Here is a 17,281-nt window from a genome sequence, read left to right as displayed (position 1 = left end):
GCTGCCTGTGCGCAGTGACCGCTTTATCTCTCCCTTTTAACCGCGTTAAGTTAAGGGTTCTCACCCACTCAATGTAAATCTCAATGGTCTAAGCCGTTGAATTAGCATACATCGCAGCCCCAACGCGTCCGGTCCGGACTGCAGAAAATAAACAGCCAGTCTTAGCCGGAATATTATCAGCGCTTTTGACCGGCAATTATTTTTACGTTACCGGCCATCCTGGATTCTGAGCCGTGTCACCTTTCTGAATTTATTTCTTTGACGATTCTTTAATGCAACTTACGACTGTTAAGGTGAGAGCACGTGATCATTCACCAGGCGGAGTCAGACCCTACAGTTATTGCACAGCCGGTCGGGCTGCGAATAATCTGACGCTGCTGGAAATCTCACCGTTAAAAAAGGGCTGGCTGCACGCTGAGGGATAATTAAAAAAAACACGCGAGCGGTAATAATTTTGCACTATTTAAGGTGGGGGAGGCGGTTTTTCAGGCATGATCTGTAAGCTGGTGTGACAGAGATCTCAATCAGGGCACGCGTTTAATCAGCTATCAACGAACCTTTAATTGCAATTAATGACGCGCTGTAGTGCGCGTTTAGCGAAAATCGTTAACGCCTGTTGCCGGTATAACAAGGCTGAAATCGTTTTCATCGGTTGAGTAAAAGGGCGATTTGTTGTTAATTCAGCGTTAATAAATTACCAGCCACTGCCGATTTAATAGTAAGATTTTAACTGAAATTAAAACTTAGGAATTATCTGTAGCGTAAAAATAATTTATTTTTTTATTTGAATTAGGTAGTCTTGGCGCTACAGTTTTATTAACCCCCCTTAATCAAGGACATTGTGATGAGTGACGCATTTAAGGTACTGAACAATATTCGCACATTACGTGCCCAGGCTCGTGAACTGCCACTGACCGATCTTGAAGAGATCCTGGAAAAATTAACGGTAGTCGTTACTGAGCGCCGCGAAGAAGCAGAAGCGGAAGAGACACAGAATCGCGAAAAAGAAGAAAAGCTGTCTAAATATCGCGAAATGCTGCTGGCTGACGGCATCGATCCTAATGAATTATTAGGTGCGCTGGAGAGCGGAAAAAAACGCACCAAGCGTGCGCCGCGTCCGGCTAAATATTCTTACACCGACGAAAATGGTGAGCAGAAATCCTGGACTGGCCAGGGCCGTACCCCGGCAGCGATTAAAAAAGCGCTGGATTCCGGTAAAAGCCTGGACAGTTTCCTGATCGATTGATCAACACAATCCTTGTAAGTGGGAGCCGGGGGGCCAATATGGCCCTCCGGCTTTTTTATTTCTGCCGGGATATCAATCACCCCGCCAGGAATCCACGCCTGACGCTGGCGTGCGCTGCGTCACATCTGGCATAATAGCCGCCGTTTTTTCATCCATTCTCTTCACAAAGGTCAATGCCGTGTTAGTTAGCAGCAATATCACCATGCAGTTTGGCAGCAAGCCACTGTTCGAAAATATCTCCGTTAAATTTGGCGGCGGTAATCGTTACGGTTTAATCGGTGCGAACGGCAGCGGAAAATCCACCTTCATGAAGATTTTGGGTGGCGATCTGGTGCCTTCAGGCGGCAACGTCTCTTACGATCCTAATGAGCGTATCGGTAAGCTGCGTCAGGATCAGTTTGCCTTTGAAGAATTCAGCGTACTGGACACCGTAATCATGGGTCACCATGAATTATGGGAAGTGAAGCAGGAGCGCGACCGTATTTATTCTTTGCCCGAGATGAGCGAAGAAGAGGGGTATAAAGTCGGCGATCTTGAAGCGCTCTACGGTGAGATGGACGGCTATAGCGCCGAGTCCCGTGCCGGTGAGTTATTGCTCGGCGTGGGTATTCCGGTTGAGCAACATTACGGCCCGATGAGCGAAATTGCGCCGGGCTTTAAATTGCGTGTGTTGCTGGCACAGGCGCTGTTTTCAAATCCCGATATTTTGTTACTCGACGAACCGACGAACAACCTGGACATCGACACTATTCGCTGGCTGGAGCAGGTGCTGAACGAGCGTGACAGCACCATGATTATCATTTCGCATGACCGTCATTTCCTTAATATGGTCTGCACTCACATGGCCGATCTGGATTATGGCGAGCTGCGGGTTTATTCCGGTAATTATGACGAATATATGACCGCTGCAACGCAGGCACGTGAACGTCTGTTATCAGATAACGCGAAGAAGAAAGCGCAGATTGCTGACTTACAATCGTTCGTCAGTCGTTTTAGTGCTAACGCCTCTAAATCGCGTCAGGCGACATCACGCGCCAAGCAGATGGATAAAATTAAACTGGATGAAGTGAAAGCGTCCAGTCGTCAGAACCCATTTATCCGCTTTGAGCAGGACAAGAAGTTGTTCCGTAATGCGCTGGAAGTGGAAGGTTTAACTAAAGGCTTTGATAACGGTCCGCTGTTTAAGAATTTAAATCTGCTGCTGGAAGTCGGTGAGAAACTGGCGGTCATCGGTGCCAACGGTATTGGTAAGTCGACGCTGTTGAAATCGCTGGTGGGTCAGCTTACGCCAGATAATGGCACTGTTAAATGGTCAGAGAACGCACGCATTGGTTATTACGCTCAGGATCATGCCGATGATTTTGCCAATGACCTGACAGTATTTGACTGGATGAGTCAGTGGAAACAGCCTGGCGATGATGAGCAGACCATTCGCGGTATTCTGGGTCGTCTGCTGTTTTCGCAGGATGATATTAAGAAGCCGGCGAAAGTGCTTTCGGGTGGTGAGAAGGGTCGTATGCTGTTCGGTAAGCTGATGATGGAAAAACCGAACATTCTGATTATGGATGAGCCGACCAACCACCTGGATATGGAGTCGATTGAATCACTCAATATGGCGCTGGAGATGTATGAAGGCACGCTGGTGTTTGTTTCACATGACCGCGAATTTGTCAGCTCGCTGGCAACCCGCGTGATTGAGCTGAAAGCAGACAAGGTGGTGGACTTCACCGGTAATTATGAAGATTACCTGCGCATTCAGGGTATCGTCTGATAAAAACGGGGTGGCGCAGGCCACCCCGTTTTTTTTGTGCTGATGAGAGAGCTGAATGCTTATTGATTGTCAGAGGGTGTGGGTTGGGCTGATTGCCACGCTCATAGGTTATCTGACAGCAACGCAAATGCTCAAGGCGCAGGGAACACGGGCAGAGGAGGAAAGCGTCCCACGCCATGGACGGCGTGGGCCGAGCATCCATGGATGGTTTAAGCGACTTTCCGATCTGCCCGTGTTCCTGAAGCAGATCTCAATCTGATCGCTAAGCATTCACACTCTTATCAGCTGAGCGGGCTTCAGGGAGCATACGTGTTTCGCAAAGACACAAAAGACCCCGTCACTGGCATGCTCAGCGCGGGCGATTACGCACCTCATCCCTGAGGTGCGCTCGTAACCCGGCCAACGCATTGCGTTGTTCAAAAAACGCTCCCGGCGTTTTTATCCGGGCGGCGCGATGCTTTGCTACAGGCGTATGCTCCCTTCGCTTTAAGTTTTGAGCTGTCTGCGAACGGATATCTGCAGAAGGTTAATCTCCACCGCCACACACTTCACAGTGCGCGTCCTGCGCGACTTTCATGCTGCGGAACTCCGCGCTCATCGCATCGTACATCAGCAACCGGCTGGTGGCGGGTGTGCCAAAGGCGGTCAGTACTTTAATCCCTTCCATCGCCTGCATTGCACCAATGACGCCAACCAGCGGGGCCATGACGCCCGCTTCCACGCAACTCAGGGTCTGTTCGCCAAACAGGCGGCTGATGCAGCGATAGCAGGGCGTGCCGGGCTGCCAGTTAAATACGCTGATCTGACCTTCCATCCGAATTGCGGCGCCCGAGACCAGAGGCACCCGCTGCTGCCGACAGAGCCGGTTAAGCTGCTCACGCACCGCAACATTGTCGGTGCAGTCCAGCACCACCTGCTGCCGGGCAATCAACGCCAGCAGCGCTGCGTCCTCCAGCTGTCCATTGACCGGATGCAGCAGGCAGTGCGGATTGATAGCGGCCAGGCTTTGCGCGGCAGAGTCCACTTTGGCGCGGCCAATATCCACATCATGGTGCAGAATCTGCCGTTGCAGATTAGAGTGCGACACGGTATCGAAGTCGAGCAGTGTCATGTTGCCGACGCCCGCAGACGCCAGATAGGGCGCGGCGGCGCAGCCGAGTCCTCCCAGCCCGACAACCAGCGCATGACTCGCTTTGAGCCGCTCCTGACCGTCGAAATCAAAGCCGCGCAGGACAATCTGCCGGTTGTAACGCAGTATCTCCTCATCGCTTAATTCAGGCACCATTTATGCCTCCAGCAAGGCGTTGAACGGTTCTACCTCAACCCATTCGCCCGGCTCAACGTTTCCGCGTTCACGTTCCAGCACGATGAAACAGTTCGCCTGGGCAAAAGAGCTGAAGACGTGTGAACCCTGCATTCCGGTCGTCTCCACCTCCAGATCACCCTGTGCGTTCTGGCGCAGGATGCCGCGCTGGAAGTCGAGGCGGCCCGGCGACTTTTTCAGTCGCGAGGCGCTGCGCACTTTCTGACGGGGCGGCAAGGCGGATTTTTGCTGGCCGGTAAGGGTGGCAAGCAGCGGCTGTACCAGCTGATAGAAGGTCACGGCGGCGGAGACCGGATTGCCGGGCAGACCGCAGAACCAGCTGCTGTTAAGACGACCAAAGGCAAATGGTTTGCCAGGCTTAATCGCCAGTTTCCAGAAACTAATCGCGCCCAGCTCTTCCAGCATATTTTTAGTGAAGTCCGCTTCGCCGACCGAGACGCCGCCGGTGCTGATCACCACATCCGCCTGCCGATCGGCTTCCTCAAATGCGGCGCGAAGGGCAGCAGGATCATCTTTGATGATGCCAAGGTCGATGACTTCACAGTTGAGCTTATGCAGCATCAGCGAGACCGCAAAACGGTTAGTGTCGTAAATCTGGCCCTCTGCCAGCGGCTCACCGACCGGCTGAAGCTCATCACCGGTGGAGAAGATAGCGACCCGCAGTTTACGTAGCACGCTCACCTGCGCGATACCCAGCGAAGCCAGCAGCGGCAGCTCGGCGGCACCCAGACGTGTTCCCGCTTCCAGCACCACATGACCTGGCTGAATGTCGTCGCCGGTCAGGCGGATGTTTTGTCCTGGACGCACGGGCGCGGTAATCACAATCGCATCGCCCTGAGATTCGGTCTGTTCCTGCATCACCACCGCTTCACAGCCTGAGGGCACTGGGGCACCGGTCATGATGCGAATCACGCTGCCTTGCGGCCACTCACCGCTGAACGGCGCGCCCGCAAAGGCTTTGCCCGCGACGGGTAACGGCTGGCCGCTGCTGACATCGGCCAGCCTGACGGCGTAGCCATCCATCGCAGAGTTATCAAAGGGCGGCACGGCGATCGGGGAGGTGACGGCTTTTGCCGTGATGCGGCCGACCGCGTCGGCCAGCGACACGCTCAGTGAGTCGGTAACGGGCGTCAGCTGTGACAGCATTTTTTGTTGCGCCTCCTCAAGGGAGATCAAACCTGCAGTAAAACTTTCCATAAACAGTCCAGCCTGGTTAACTCAGATGCTGCCTATTATGAGTCGGATTAGCCGCTGAGTCACATCGGTGTCGGTCAGACGCGCCGGTTGTTATGGCAAAAATGAATCAGGGTGGTAAGAAAAGGTTATAACCACAGGAACAGTTTCCGCTTTACAACACTTAGCAGGCTTTCTATAGTCAAAAATCACCCAAAATGGGTGAAAACCATTTTAAATCAGTGTTTTTCGTCCTGATGCAACCACAGGGTAAAGCGTTATGGTCAATGCAGTGATCGCCATTCACGGCGGCGCGGGTGCAATTTCGCGCGCAGCAATGAGCGCTGAAAAAGAACAACACTATCGTCAGGCGCTACACGATATTGTTACTCAGGGTCAGCAGATACTGGCTCAGGGTGGCAGCGCACTGGATGCGGTGACGGAGGCCGTGCGACTGCTGGAGGAGTGTCCACTTTTCAACGCCGGTAAAGGCGCGGTGTTCACCCATCAGGGCACTCATGAACTTGATGCCTGCATCATGGATGGGCGTACGCTGGATGTGGGCGCGGTCGCGGGCGTGACGCGGGTGCGTAATCCGGTGCTGGCGGCACGTGCCGTGCTGGAAAAAAGCGAGCATGTGCTGTTTATCGGCGAGGGTGCAGAGCAGTTTGCCGTAGCGAACGGGCTGGAAATGGTTGCACAAGATTACTTCTCAACGCCGGAACGCTGGGAGCAGTTGCAGCGCGCGCTGAACAGCGATACCGCGGTGCTGGACCACGATGGTGCCGCGCACAGCGACGACCCGCTCGATCCGGACCGCAAGTTCGGTACGGTAGGCGCCGTCGCGCTGGATCTGGCAGGCAACCTGGCTGCAGCTACCTCAACGGGCGGTATGACCAATAAACAGGCCGGGCGGGTCGGCGACTCACCGCTACCGGGTGCGGGCTGCTACGCCAGCAACGACAGCGTGGCCGTCTCCTGTACCGGCACCGGTGAAGTCTTTATGCGCACGCTGGCGGCCTACGATGTGGCTGCGCAGATGCGCTACGCCGGACGTTCGCTGCAGCAGGCTACGGTTAATGTCATTCATGACAGCGTGCTGGAACTGGGCGGCAGCGGCGGGCTGATTGCGGTGGATCGTGCAGGTAACGTGGCGCTGCCGTTTAACAGCGAAGGCATGTATCGGGGTGTTGGGCGCGTCGGCGAAGCGGCGGACGTCGCGATATATCGCGAAAGTTAAGGGGCAGTGATGAGCGACAGGCAAACATTATCGCCGCTGGCCCCTGAACAGGTACTCGCGGTGCGCGATCTCAATGTGCGTTTTCAGCACGAAGACACCGTCACGGATGCGGTGCGTCATTTGTCACTCGATCTGTTTCGGGGCGAAACGCTGGCGCTGGTGGGGGAGTCAGGTTCGGGGAAATCGGTCACCTCGCTGGCGCTGATGAGACTGATTGAGCAGGCGGGCGGAATCGTCAGCGGAGAAGTGCAATTGCGCCGTCGCAACGGCGACGTGCTGGATCTGATGCGCGCCTCAAAAGGTCAGATGCGCCGGGTACGCGGCGCGGATATGGCGATGATCTTTCAGGAGCCGATGACCTCACTGAATCCGGTCTTCTCCGTGGGTGAGCAGATTGCCGAATCCATTCGTCTGCACCAGGGTCTGAGCCACGCCGGGGCGCTGGCAGAGGCGCGCCGGATGCTGGATCTGGTGCGCATTCCCGATGCGCAGAATGTCTTATCCCGCTTTCCGCATCAGTTGTCGGGTGGGATGCGCCAGCGCGTGATGATTGCGATGGCGCTCTGCTGCAAGCCGGCGTTACTGATTGCCGATGAACCGACTACCGCGCTCGACGTCACCATTCAGGCGCAGATTCTGCAGCTCATCCGCGTGCTGCAAAAAGAGATGCAGATGGGAGTGATTTTTATCACTCACGATATGGGCGTGGTCGCCGAAATGGCCGACCGGGTGCAGGTGATGTATCGCGGCGAAGTAGTGGAAAATGCTCCGGTCGCCGAGCTGTTCAGCGCACCACAGCAGCCCTATACACAGGCGCTGCTGGCGGCGGTGCCAAAACTCGGCTCGATGCAGGGGCAGCCTTTGCCCGCCAAATTCCCCTTGCTGCACAGTGATGCCGTTGATGACGTGCCGCAGGATACGGTACGCCGCCTGCAGCCGCCGATTTTGCAGGTGCGCGATCTGGTCACCCGCTTTGATATTCGCGGTGGTCTGCTGAATCGGGTTAAAAGCCGGGTTCATGCCGTCGAAAAAGTCAGTTTTGATCTCTATGCCGGTGAGACGCTTGCACTGGTGGGGGAGTCTGGCTGTGGTAAATCGACCACCGGCCGCTCGCTGCTGAAGCTGGTGGCCAGTCAGGGCGGCACGCTGACGTTTGACGGCCAGCGAATAGATCATCTCTCCGGTGCCGCGCTGGCCCATCTGCGGCGTGATATTCAGTTTATCTTCCAGGATCCCTACGCCTCGCTGGATCCCCGGCTGACGGTCGGCTTCTCCATCATGGAGCCGCTGCTGGTCCACAAGGCGATGCCGCGTCGCGAGGCGGAGCAGCGCGTTGCCTGGTTGCTGGATAAAGTGGGACTGCTGCCGGAACATGCTCAGCGTTATCCGCATGAATTTTCTGGCGGGCAGCGTCAGCGCATCTGTATAGCCCGCGCGCTGGCGCTGAACCCCAAAGTGGTGATTGCCGACGAGTCCGTCTCGGCGCTGGATGTGTCGATTCAGGCGCAGATTATTAATCTGATGCTCGACCTGCAGCGCGAGTTTGGCATCGCCTTCCTGTTTATTTCCCACGATATGGCGGTGGTGGAGCGTATCAGCCACCGCGTGGCGGTGATGTATCTCGGTCAGATTGTCGAGATGGGGCCGCGTCAGGCGGTGTTTGAACAGCCTCAGCATCCCTACACCCGAAAACTCATGGCAGCGGTGCCGGTCGCCGATCCGGCTCACCGGCGTCGTGAACGCGCCTTACTGGTCGATGAGATCCCCAGCCCGATCCATGCGTTAGGGGATGAACCTGAAGTGGCGCCGCTGATGGAGGTGGCTCCGGGCCATTTCGTCGCCCGCCACATTATCAGCGCGACCTGAACAGTGACAATGTCGCCCCGGCGACCAACCCGACAGGGATTACAGGAGAACAAGATGCAGATGACGATGCGTAAAGGGTTACTGGCAGCTGGCGTGTTAAGCAGCGCAATGACATTGCCCGCCTGGGCAGCACAGGATGCGGTGATTGCCGTCGCGTCCAACTTCACCACGCTCGATCCCTATGACGCCAATGACACACTGTCGCAGGCGGTCGCGAAATCCTTCTATCAGGGTCTGTTTGGCTTCGATAAGGATATGAAACTGACTAACGTGCTGGCAGAGAGCTATCAGGCCAGCGCCGACGGCCTGACGTATACCATCAAGCTGCGTCCTGGCGTGAAGTTCCAGGATGGCACGGATTTCAATGCGGAAGCGGTAAAGGTCAACCTCGATCGTGCCAGCAACCCGGATAACCATCTCAAGCGCTACAACCTGTTTAAACGCATCGCCAGTACGGAAGTCGTGGATCCGACGACGGTAAAAGTGACGCTGAAAGAGCCGTTCTCTGCCTTTATCAACAACCTGGCCCATCCGGCGGCGGCGATGATTTCGCCAGCCGCGCTGAAAAAATATGGCAAAGAGATCGGTTTCCATCCGGTAGGAACCGGCCCGTTTGTGTTTGAAACCTGGAACCAGACCGATTTTGTGAAAGTGAAGAAGTGGGACGGTTACTGGAAGCCGGGCTATCCGAAGCTGGACAGCATCACCTGGCGTCCGGTGGTGGACAACAACACCCGTGCGGCGATGCTGCAGACCGGCGAAGCAAACTTTGCTTTCCCGGTGCCTTATGAGCAGGTGAAACTGCTGGAAAAGAACAGCAAGCTGGATGTGGTGACCTCACCTTCCATTATGCAGCGTTATATCAGCCTCAACGTCACTCAGAAGCCGTTCGACAACCCGAAGGTACGTGAGGCGCTGGAATATGCCATCAACCGTCAGGCGCTGGCGAAAGTGGCTTTCTCCGGTTATGCCACACCCGCTACCGGCATCGTGCCGTCCGCTGTCGACTTTGCACAGACCTATCCGGCCATCAGCTACGATCCAGCCAAAGCCCGTGCGTTGCTGAAAGAGGCGGGTTATCCGAACGGGTTTGAAACTACGCTTTGGTCATCACATAACCACAGCACCGCGCAGAAAGTGTTGCAGTTCACTCAGCAGCAGCTGGCGCAGGTTGGCGTGAAGGTAAAAGTCACGGCGATGGATGCGGGCCAGCGTGCCGCAGAAGTGGAGGGCAAGGGCCAGAAAGAGAGCGGCGTGCGGATGTTCTACACCGGCTGGTCTGCTTCAACGGGCGAAGCAGACTGGGCGCTGACGCCACTGTTTGCTACCGCAGCCTGGCCACCGGCGATCTTTAACACGGCGTTTTACAGCAATCCTAAGGTGGATAAAGATCTGGCCGATGCGCTGAAAACCACTGACCGTGCAGAGAAAGCGCGCTTGTATAAAGATGCGCAGGACACCATCTGGCAGGACCATCCGTGGATCCCGCTGGTGGTGGAGCAGCTGGTTTCTGCCAACAGCAAAAACCTCAGCGGTTTTTATGTGATGCCCGATACCTCATTCAATTTTGATGAGGCCACTCTGAAGTAACGGAGCCGGCCAGCCTGCGTGGCTGGCCGCAGCTGCAGGATGTTGCATGTTTAACTATTTTCTTAAACGACTGTTGGGGCTGATTCCAACGCTGCTGATAGTGGCGGTGCTGGTGTTCCTGTTTGTTCATATGCTGCCGGGCGATCCGGCACGCCTGATTGCCGGGCCGGAAGCTGATGCCTCCGTGGTGGCGCTGGTGCGTCAGGAACTGGGGTTGGATCAGCCGCTGCCGCAACAGTTCTGGCATTTTATGCTGAATGCGCTGCAGGGTGATTTCGGCCAGTCGATGGTCTCAAAGCGGCCGGTTGCGGATGAGATCGCCTCGCGCTTTATGCCGACCCTGTGGCTGACGCTGGCCAGCATGATCTGGGCGGTGATTTTTGGCATGACCATCGGCATTGTTTCGGCTGTCTGGCGCAACCGCTGGCCTGACAGGCTGGGGATGACGCTGGCGGTATCGGGCATCTCGTTTCCCGCCTTTGCGCTGGGCATGCTGCTGATGCAGGTCTTCTCAGTGGAGCTGGGCTGGCTGCCAACCGTCGGTGCTGACAGCTGGAAACATTACATTCTGCCCTCGATCACCTTAGGTGCGGCGGTGGCGGCGGTAATGGCACGCTTTACCCGCGCGTCGTTCGTGGAGGTGATGCAGGAAGATTACATGCGCACCGCCAGGGCTAAAGGGGTACGCGAGTCGCTGGTGGTGGTGAAACACGGCCTTCGCAACGCGATGATCCCGGTGGTGACGATGATGGGGCTGCAGTTTGGTTTTCTGCTTGGGGGATCGATCGTCGTCGAAGTGGTGTTTAACTGGCCGGGACTGGGCCGTCTGCTGGTCGACTCGGTGGCGATGCGCGACTATCCGGTTATTCAGGCAGAGGTGCTGCTGTTTTCACTGGAGTTTATTCTGATCAATCTGTTTGTCGACATGCTCTATGCGGTGATCAATCCCGCTATTCGCTTTAAGGAGTCGCGATGAAAAACTGGCGACGTGAAGCGGCCCTGAAAACAATGCCGCTGATTGCGGAGAACCGGGTTCGTACGCCATGGCGAGAGTTCTGGCGGCGCTTCCGGCAGCAGCCGGTGGCGCTGCTGGCCGGCGCGTTTGTACTGCTGCTGATTGTGCTGGCGGTTATCGCTCCGTGGATTGCGCCGTTCGACGCAGAGAACTACTTCGATTATGACCGGCTCAATGAGGGCCCGTCCCTGATTCACCTGTTTGGTGTCGATTCGCTGGGTCGTGATATTTTCAGCCGGGTGCTGGTCGGGACGCGTATTTCCCTGATTGCCGGTTTCTTTTCGGTGGTGATCGGCGCATTGATTGGCACGCTGTTTGGGCTGCTTGCCGGGTATTACGAAGGCTGGTGGGACCGCATTACCATGCGCATCTGTGACGTGCTGTTCGCGTTTCCCGGCATCCTGCTGGCAATTGCGGTGGTGGCGATCATGGGCAGCGGCATGAGCAACGTGATTGTGGCGGTGGCTATCTTCAGTATTCCCGCCTTTGCCCGCCTGGTGCGCGGCAATACGCTGGTGCTGAAGCATCAGACCTATATTGAGTCAGCACGCAGTATTGGCGCGTCTGACTGGACCATTCTGATGCGGCATATCCTGCCCGGTACGGTATCGCCGATTGTGGTCTATTTCACCATGCGGGTCGGCACTTCGATCATCACCGCTGCCAGCCTGTCGTTTCTGGGGCTGGGTGCACAACCGCCCACACCGGAGTGGGGCGCGATGCTGAATGAGGCGCGTGCCGACATGGTGATTGCGCCTCATGTAGCGATTTTCCCCAGTCTGGCCATTTTCTTCACGGTTCTGGCATTTAATTTACTGGGAGACGGGCTGCGTGACGCACTTGATCCTAAACTAAAGAGATGAAACCTTTCGATTATGATCAGGACTTCAGCACGATTGATTTCCGCCAGCATCCCGAGCGTTATCAGGTCGGGCGAGGCGAGCAGGGTGTGCTGATGGTCGAGCCTTATAAGAGCGAAATTCTGCCGCACTGGCGTTTTCGCACTGTCCCCATTGCTGAAGAGTCGGCTGAGAAAATCATGGCGCTGTTTGAGGATTACCGGCGTCAGGATGATTTTGTCGGTATGGATATGGCGCGCAAATTTATCCAGATGGGGTATACCCGAGCGCGTCGCTACAGCAATCATAAAGGCGGACGCAAGTATGACGCAGACGGCAAAGAGCTGCCGCGCGGCGTCAACGAAGAGAAAGCCGCAGCGGCGGCCATTTTCAAAGCGTACTGGGATAAACTTCGGGAAGATGAGGACTATCTGAAACGTAAAAAAGCGCATCAGCAACAGTATGGCTGAGTGCTGATTCCCCCCGGCGGCCTGTCGCGCAGCATTGCGGTTCAGGCGGCCCTCCAGCGTGTGCCACATCCGCTGACGTAAAAGTGAAAGTACGTCCACCTGCTATGTCGTGCGTAAAGTAGTGAAAAAACGCGTAAAAGCGGAGCGCGATCTCAGGTAAAAAAAGCAGACGGATCAAACGTTACCTTTTCCAGTAACTTCCCGTGCTATAAAAAGAAATCAACCAGGATGCTTCTGGCTGACCGATAAGCGAAACGCTGACAGTGGCGATGGTCCAGGGCTGACTGCAAAACTCGGGTTGATATTCACTTGTTTTCATTAATAATAAACCAGCAAACCCCACTGAGGAGGCTATGCTCCTCAGGTAATGAAATGGATAATGTGAGAGCTAAATAATGAAAGAGATCATCAACGGATTTCTGAATTTCCAGCAGAATGTGTTTCCTGAAAGGAAGGATCTTTTCAAAAGCCTGGCGTCAAATCAAAATCCGAAAGCGCTGTTCATCTCCTGTTCAGACAGCCGTCTGGTGCCTGAACTGGTAACACAGCAGGAGCCAGGAGAGCTGTTCGTTATCCGCAATGCGGGCAACATCGTTCCCTCATTCGGCCCGGAGCCAGGCGGTGTCTCTGCCACTATCGAATATGCGGTTGTCGCACTGGGTGTCTCCGACATCATCATCTGTGGTCACTCTAACTGTGGTGCCATGAATGCCATCGCCTCCTGCGCCTGCATGGATACCATGCCAGCGGTTGAGCACTGGCTGCGTTATGCCGATGCGGCAAAAGCGGTGGTTGAGCAGCGTCAGTATGACTCGCCAGAGAAGAAGCTGAACGAAATGGTCAAAGAGAACGTTATCGCCCAGCTCAACAACATGAAAACCCATCCGTCGGTCTCCGTTGCCCTGCGTAATGGCAAGCTGCGTCTGCACGGCTGGGTCTACGATATCGAAAGCGGCACCATTATGGCGCTGACCCAGGGTGGCAAGCAGTTCATCACCCTGTCGGATAATCCGGATACCTGTTTCGAGTAATGCCTTTCACCCGCTGCGTCCTGCAGCGGGTTTCCTGTTTAATCTTTTGTAAATCCTCAGGTTCACCCCGCGACGGATGACTACGCTTAAGGTCAAGCCATCCTGTCAGGAGATCCCTATGTCCCGTTTTTCGACCGCTCTGCTGCTGAGTAGCGCGCTATTCTGCGCTTCGCCGCTGTTTGCCGCTGACGTGAAAGTTGAGGTATTACAGGATAAGTTACAACATCCATGGTCCGTTGCCTTTCTGCCCGACAACAAAACCCTGCTGATTACCGAACGTAGCGGACAGTTGCGCAGCTGGAGCCCGGAGAGCGGTCTGTCGCAGCCAATCAAAGGGGTGCCGACAGTCTGGGCAGAACGGCAGAGTGGTTTGCTGGACGTGGTGCTGGCACCCGATTTTGCGACCAGCCGTCGCGTCTGGCTGAGCTACACCGAGGCGAACAGCAGCGGCAAAGCGGGCGCGGTAGTGGGCGTCGGGACGCTGAGCCAGGATAACCGGCAGCTCAGCGATTTTCGTGAGGTGATTCGGCAGACGCCGATGCTCTCCAGCGGCAACAATATCGGCACCCGGCTGGCCTTTGATACCCAGGGTTATCTCTGGATTGCATTCGGCGATAATTTTGTCAGCAGTGCGGCGCAGGATCTCGATAAGCTTCAGGGCAAGCTGCTGCGGCTGAATGCTGATGGCAGCGTGCCCGACGATAACCCGTTTGTGAAAAAGGCCGGCGCACGGCCAGAAATCTGGGCCTATGGTCTGCGTAATCCGCAGGGACTGGCGCTTAACCCCTGGACCGGCATGATATGGGAAAACGAGCATGGCCCGCGAGGCGGCGATGAAGTGAATATCATGGCCCGGGGCAAGAATTACGGCTGGCCGCTGGCGACGTACGGCATTGACTACAATGGCGACAACGTGCCGGAGTCAAAAGGCACTCATGTCGCGGGCACCGAACAGCCGCTTTATCACTGGAAAGTTTCTCCGGCTATCAGCGGCATGGCGTTTTATAACAGCGCCCGTTTTCCCCAGTGGAAAAACTCGCTATTCATCGGTGCACTGAAAGAGAAAAACCTGATTCGTCTGAGTATTAACGGCGAAAAAGTGGTGGAGGAGCAGCGGCTGCTGGGGGATCAGAATGTGCGGATTCGTGATGTGCGACAGGGGCCGGATGGCTATCTCTATGTGCTGACCGATGAGGCCAATGGCAAGCTGTTGAGAGTGGGATTAATGCAGGACGCTGGCGCATCCCGCGGCTAAAAACCTTGTCCATCAGGTGAGTTAATTTTTCAGTCTGCACCTGGCTCTGCTCGCAACCCTCGCGTACTCCATGTGCGTTCCGATTGTTCAGCGCCCAGGCTGTCTGCAAAAATTACGCCCGATGGACACGACGCTGAATCAGCGAGCCCAGTGATAAACCTGCCATCCACGGTTTAACGCTTCCTGGTGTAGCTGCGCATCCGGGTTGATGACATGGGCATGATCGGCCTGCTCCAGGAGCGGCAGGTCGTTCATTGAATCACTGTAGGCCCAGGTGCGCTCAAAGTGCTCCTGCTGCTGCAGCGCTTTCCAGTCACCCAGTCGGGTCACTTTGCCCTCTTTATAGGTCATGGTGCCGTAGGTGTTGCCGCTGTAACGCTCGTCCACGATTTCAACACCAATCGCCAGCGCGCCGCAGGCTCCGAGTTTCTCAGCAATCGGCACCACCAGATGCTCGCCGCTGGCAGAGATGATCATCACCCGGTCGCCGCGCGCCCGATGCCATTCGATCCGCTCGCGGGCGGCCGGATAGACACGAGGCAGGATGTCGCGCTGAATGAAGCGACGCACCCAGCCTTCAACGGTCAGCGTCGCCATGCCCGCCAGCGGTGAGAGCGTCTTATTCATATACTCTTCAATCGACAGCGTACCGGCATAATACTGATTCATTAATGCCTGTTCCTGATCAATCAGTTCGCTGGGAGCAAATCCCTGTGATACCAGCCAGCGCAGCCACAGGCTGGTGCTGTCTTCACAAATGAGTGTTTCATCAAGATCAAAAAGGGCTAAGTCCATGGTCGGTCTCCTCGGCTGACTGGCGTTCAGGTTAGCTGATATTTGTGACGGGCTTAACTCTTCTGCGAAAAATCGGAATTTCACGCAGTTTTGGTGGCGACAGAATCGGAAAAAAGGGGCACGCGCGCGGCGTTTATGCCAGGGTTACTCTACTAAACTCTAAAAAACTTTACGATTCGACGGTTTTTTTCACTGCCGTCAGGGGGTAGCGTTTGAGTGAGAATTTTCTGCCCCTGGAATTTCGATTTAACAAGGACAATCCGGCCAAGCTCATGACAAACACTCGCTTCTCATCTCGCCTGCGGCACTTTGCTGCCACCTCATTACTGATTCTTGCCCCCATCAGCGTTTTTGCTGAGCAGGCTCCCGCCGCGCCCGGCATTGATGCTAAAGCGTGGATTCTGATCGACTACGCCAGCGGTAAAGTGCTGACTGAATCCAGTGCCGATCAGCGTCTCGATCCCGCCAGTCTGACTAAGATGATGACGAGCTACGTAGTGGGTCAGGCAATTAAAGCAGGCAAAATCAAACCGGATGATCTGGTCACCGTCGGACAGGATGCCTGGGCGACTGGCAATCCTAAGCTGCGCGGCTCTTCGCTGATGTTCCTCAAGCCTGGCGACCGCATTCCGGTGCATGAGCTGAATAAAGGAATTGTGATTCAGTCCGGTAATGATGCCTGTATCGCGCTGGCGGATTATGTGGCAGGCAGTCAGGATTCGTTCATCGGCCTGATGAATAACTACGTGAAGGCGCTGGGACTGCAGAACACCCACTTTATGACGGTGCATGGTCTGGATGCAGAAGGGCAGTACAGCACTGCGCGGGATATGGCGCTGATTGCTCAGGCGCTGATCCGCGATGTGCCTGAAGAGTACGCCCTGAATAAAGAGAAAGAGTTCACCTTTAACAATATTCGTCAGATCAACCGCAACCGTCTGTTGTGGAGCACCAACCTCAAAGTGGATGGCGTTAAAACCGGCCATACCTCAGGCGCAGGCAATAACCTGGTGGCCTCCGCGACCGAGGGCGATATGCGTCTGATCTCGGTGGTACTCGGCACCTCCAGCGATGCGATTCGTTTCCGCGAAAGTGAAAAGCTGCTGACGTGGGGCTTCCGATTCTATGAAACAGTGACGCCAATTAAAGCGGATGCACCATTTGCGCAGCAGCGGGTCTGGTTCGGTGACAAGAGTCAGGTGAATCTGGGCGTGGCGAAAGATGCCGCGCTGACCATCCCGAAAGGGCAGATGAAGAATCTGAAGGCGAGTTTTAAACTCAATGCGCCGCAGCTTGAAGCGCCGCTGAAGAAGAATCAGGTGGTCGGCACCATCGACTTCCAGCTGGATGGCAAAACGATTGAGCAGCGTCCGCTGGTGGTGCTGCAGGACGTGCCGGAAGGCGGCTTCTTCAGCCGGATGATTGATTTCGTGATGATGAAGTTCAACGGCTGGTTCGGGAAGTGGTTTTCATAAGTCTGAGGGACGCTGAGGCGTCCCTGCTGACTGCTGGCAAACCCAAATCAGGATGCATCTGGCAGCAATGAATTAGCTTAACGTGCAGGGAACACGGTCAAAGGAGGCAAGCGTCCCGCGGCATAGACAAAAACGCCGGGAGCGTTTTTGAACAACGCAACGCGTTGGCCCCTTTACGGGCGCCCCTCAGG

The 17,281-nt window shown here is 55.5% G+C and carries 14 protein-coding genes; 11 read left to right on the top strand and 3 right to left on the bottom strand.

From position 1 onward, the window contains the following. Window positions 1-844: 844 nt before the first annotated feature. Window positions 845-1,246: an H-NS family histone-like protein gene (locus H7K52_RS09650; protein ID WP_003850507.1), complete on the top strand. Its 402-nt coding sequence runs from the start codon at window positions 845-847 to the stop codon at window positions 1,244-1,246. 178 nt (window positions 1,247-1,424) lie between these two features. Next, the gene (locus tag H7K52_RS09645) at window positions 1,425-3,017 is read left to right on the top strand and encodes an ABC-F family ATPase (RefSeq protein WP_182629982.1); all 1,593 of its coding nucleotides are present in this window, start codon (window positions 1,425-1,427) and stop codon (window positions 3,015-3,017) included. A 526-nt stretch (window positions 3,018-3,543) separates the two neighbouring features. Here the strand turns inward: H7K52_RS09645 and moeB are convergent. After that, entirely contained in the window at window positions 3,544-4,302 is a 759-nt protein-coding gene (moeB, locus tag H7K52_RS09640; protein ID WP_105099361.1) for a molybdopterin-synthase adenylyltransferase MoeB, read from the bottom strand. Continuing rightward, window positions 4,303-5,538: a molybdopterin molybdotransferase MoeA gene (moeA, locus tag H7K52_RS09635; RefSeq protein ID WP_008925821.1), complete on the bottom strand. Its 1,236-nt coding sequence runs from the start codon at window positions 5,536-5,538 to the stop codon at window positions 4,303-4,305. Window positions 5,539-5,794: 256 nt separating this feature from the next. On the opposite strand from moeA, the gene H7K52_RS09630 reads away from it, so the two are divergent. The 8 genes from H7K52_RS09630 to H7K52_RS09595 all read left to right on the top strand — a co-directional run bounded on the left by H7K52_RS09630 (window position 5,795) and on the right by H7K52_RS09595 (window position 14,820). Next, on the top strand, window positions 5,795-6,754 hold the full coding sequence (locus tag H7K52_RS09630) for an isoaspartyl peptidase/L-asparaginase family protein (protein WP_003852309.1): 960 nt from the start codon (window positions 5,795-5,797) through the stop codon (window positions 6,752-6,754). Between the two features lie 9 nt (window positions 6,755-6,763). Then, a complete protein-coding gene (locus H7K52_RS09625; protein WP_008925822.1) occupies window positions 6,764-8,620 on the top strand; it encodes a dipeptide ABC transporter ATP-binding protein in 1,857 nt (618 codons plus the stop codon). Between the two features lie 54 nt (window positions 8,621-8,674). Beyond that, window positions 8,675-10,210: a glutathione ABC transporter substrate-binding protein GsiB gene (gsiB, locus tag H7K52_RS09620; protein WP_140033576.1), complete on the top strand. Its 1,536-nt coding sequence runs from the start codon at window positions 8,675-8,677 to the stop codon at window positions 10,208-10,210. 46 nt (window positions 10,211-10,256) lie between these two features. Further along, the gene (gene gsiC, locus H7K52_RS09615; RefSeq protein WP_003852314.1) at window positions 10,257-11,186 is read left to right on the top strand and encodes a glutathione ABC transporter permease GsiC; all 930 of its coding nucleotides are present in this window, start codon (window positions 10,257-10,259) and stop codon (window positions 11,184-11,186) included. Beyond that, window positions 11,183-12,088, top strand: coding sequence for a glutathione ABC transporter permease GsiD (gene gsiD / locus H7K52_RS09610; RefSeq protein ID WP_003852316.1), 906 nt, complete (start codon window positions 11,183-11,185; stop codon window positions 12,086-12,088). Before gsiC ends, gsiD begins: the two co-directional genes overlap by 4 nt. Beyond that, on the top strand, window positions 12,085-12,534 hold the full coding sequence (locus tag H7K52_RS09605; RefSeq protein ID WP_003852318.1) for a DUF4385 domain-containing protein: 450 nt from the start codon (window positions 12,085-12,087) through the stop codon (window positions 12,532-12,534). The genes gsiD and H7K52_RS09605 overlap by 4 nt, the downstream gene beginning before the upstream one ends. Before the next feature lie 395 nt (window positions 12,535-12,929). Beyond that, window positions 12,930-13,565: a carbonic anhydrase gene (locus tag H7K52_RS09600; protein ID WP_003852320.1), complete on the top strand. Its 636-nt coding sequence runs from the start codon at window positions 12,930-12,932 to the stop codon at window positions 13,563-13,565. A 118-nt stretch (window positions 13,566-13,683) separates the two neighbouring features. Then, on the top strand, window positions 13,684-14,820 hold the full coding sequence (locus H7K52_RS09595) for a PQQ-dependent sugar dehydrogenase (RefSeq protein ID WP_182629981.1): 1,137 nt from the start codon (window positions 13,684-13,686) through the stop codon (window positions 14,818-14,820). 138 nt (window positions 14,821-14,958) lie between these two features. Here the strand turns inward: H7K52_RS09595 and H7K52_RS09590 are convergent, their stop codons facing one another. Next, the gene (locus H7K52_RS09590) at window positions 14,959-15,615 is read right to left on the bottom strand and encodes an HAD family hydrolase (RefSeq protein ID WP_003852323.1); all 657 of its coding nucleotides are present in this window, start codon (window positions 15,613-15,615) and stop codon (window positions 14,959-14,961) included. A 272-nt stretch (window positions 15,616-15,887) separates the two neighbouring features. Here H7K52_RS09590 and H7K52_RS09585 point away from each other — a divergent pair, with 272 nt between their 5' ends. Further along, window positions 15,888-17,090, top strand: coding sequence for a serine hydrolase (locus H7K52_RS09585; RefSeq protein ID WP_182629980.1), 1,203 nt, complete (start codon window positions 15,888-15,890; stop codon window positions 17,088-17,090). Window positions 17,091-17,281 lie beyond the last annotated feature (191 nt).

Origin of the sequence: Pantoea hericii, from assembly GCF_014155795.1 — a bacterium.
GTDB lineage: Bacteria > Pseudomonadota > Gammaproteobacteria > Enterobacterales > Enterobacteriaceae > Pantoea > Pantoea eucalypti.
The sequence above is the reverse complement of the archived record's forward strand: the minus strand, read 5'-3'. Positions and strand labels throughout refer to the sequence as shown.

Excerpts from the sequence above, each read along its gene's own strand:
- H7K52_RS09595 (WP_182629981.1), top strand. The coding sequence starts at position 13,684 with ATGTCCCGTTTTTCGACCGCTCTGCTGCTGAGTAGCGCGCTATTCTGC.
- moeA (WP_008925821.1), bottom strand. The coding sequence starts at position 5,538 with ATGGAAAGTTTTACTGCAGGTTTGATCTCCCTTGAGGAGGCGCAACAA.
- gsiC (WP_003852314.1), top strand. The coding sequence starts at position 10,257 with ATGTTTAACTATTTTCTTAAACGACTGTTGGGGCTGATTCCAACGCTG.
- H7K52_RS09650 (WP_003850507.1), top strand. The coding sequence starts at position 845 with ATGAGTGACGCATTTAAGGTACTGAACAATATTCGCACATTACGTGCC.
- H7K52_RS09625 (WP_008925822.1), top strand. The coding sequence starts at position 6,764 with ATGAGCGACAGGCAAACATTATCGCCGCTGGCCCCTGAACAGGTACTC.
- moeB (WP_105099361.1), bottom strand. The coding sequence starts at position 4,302 with ATGGTGCCTGAATTAAGCGATGAGGAGATACTGCGTTACAACCGGCAG.
- H7K52_RS09605 (WP_003852318.1), top strand. The coding sequence starts at position 12,085 with ATGAAACCTTTCGATTATGATCAGGACTTCAGCACGATTGATTTCCGC.
- H7K52_RS09630 (WP_003852309.1), top strand. The coding sequence starts at position 5,795 with ATGGTCAATGCAGTGATCGCCATTCACGGCGGCGCGGGTGCAATTTCG.
- H7K52_RS09600 (WP_003852320.1), top strand. The coding sequence starts at position 12,930 with ATGAAAGAGATCATCAACGGATTTCTGAATTTCCAGCAGAATGTGTTT.
- gsiB (WP_140033576.1), top strand. The coding sequence starts at position 8,675 with ATGCAGATGACGATGCGTAAAGGGTTACTGGCAGCTGGCGTGTTAAGC.
- H7K52_RS09590 (WP_003852323.1), bottom strand. The coding sequence starts at position 15,615 with ATGGACTTAGCCCTTTTTGATCTTGATGAAACACTCATTTGTGAAGAC.
- H7K52_RS09585 (WP_182629980.1), top strand. The coding sequence starts at position 15,888 with ATGACAAACACTCGCTTCTCATCTCGCCTGCGGCACTTTGCTGCCACC.
- gsiD (WP_003852316.1), top strand. The coding sequence starts at position 11,183 with ATGAAAAACTGGCGACGTGAAGCGGCCCTGAAAACAATGCCGCTGATT.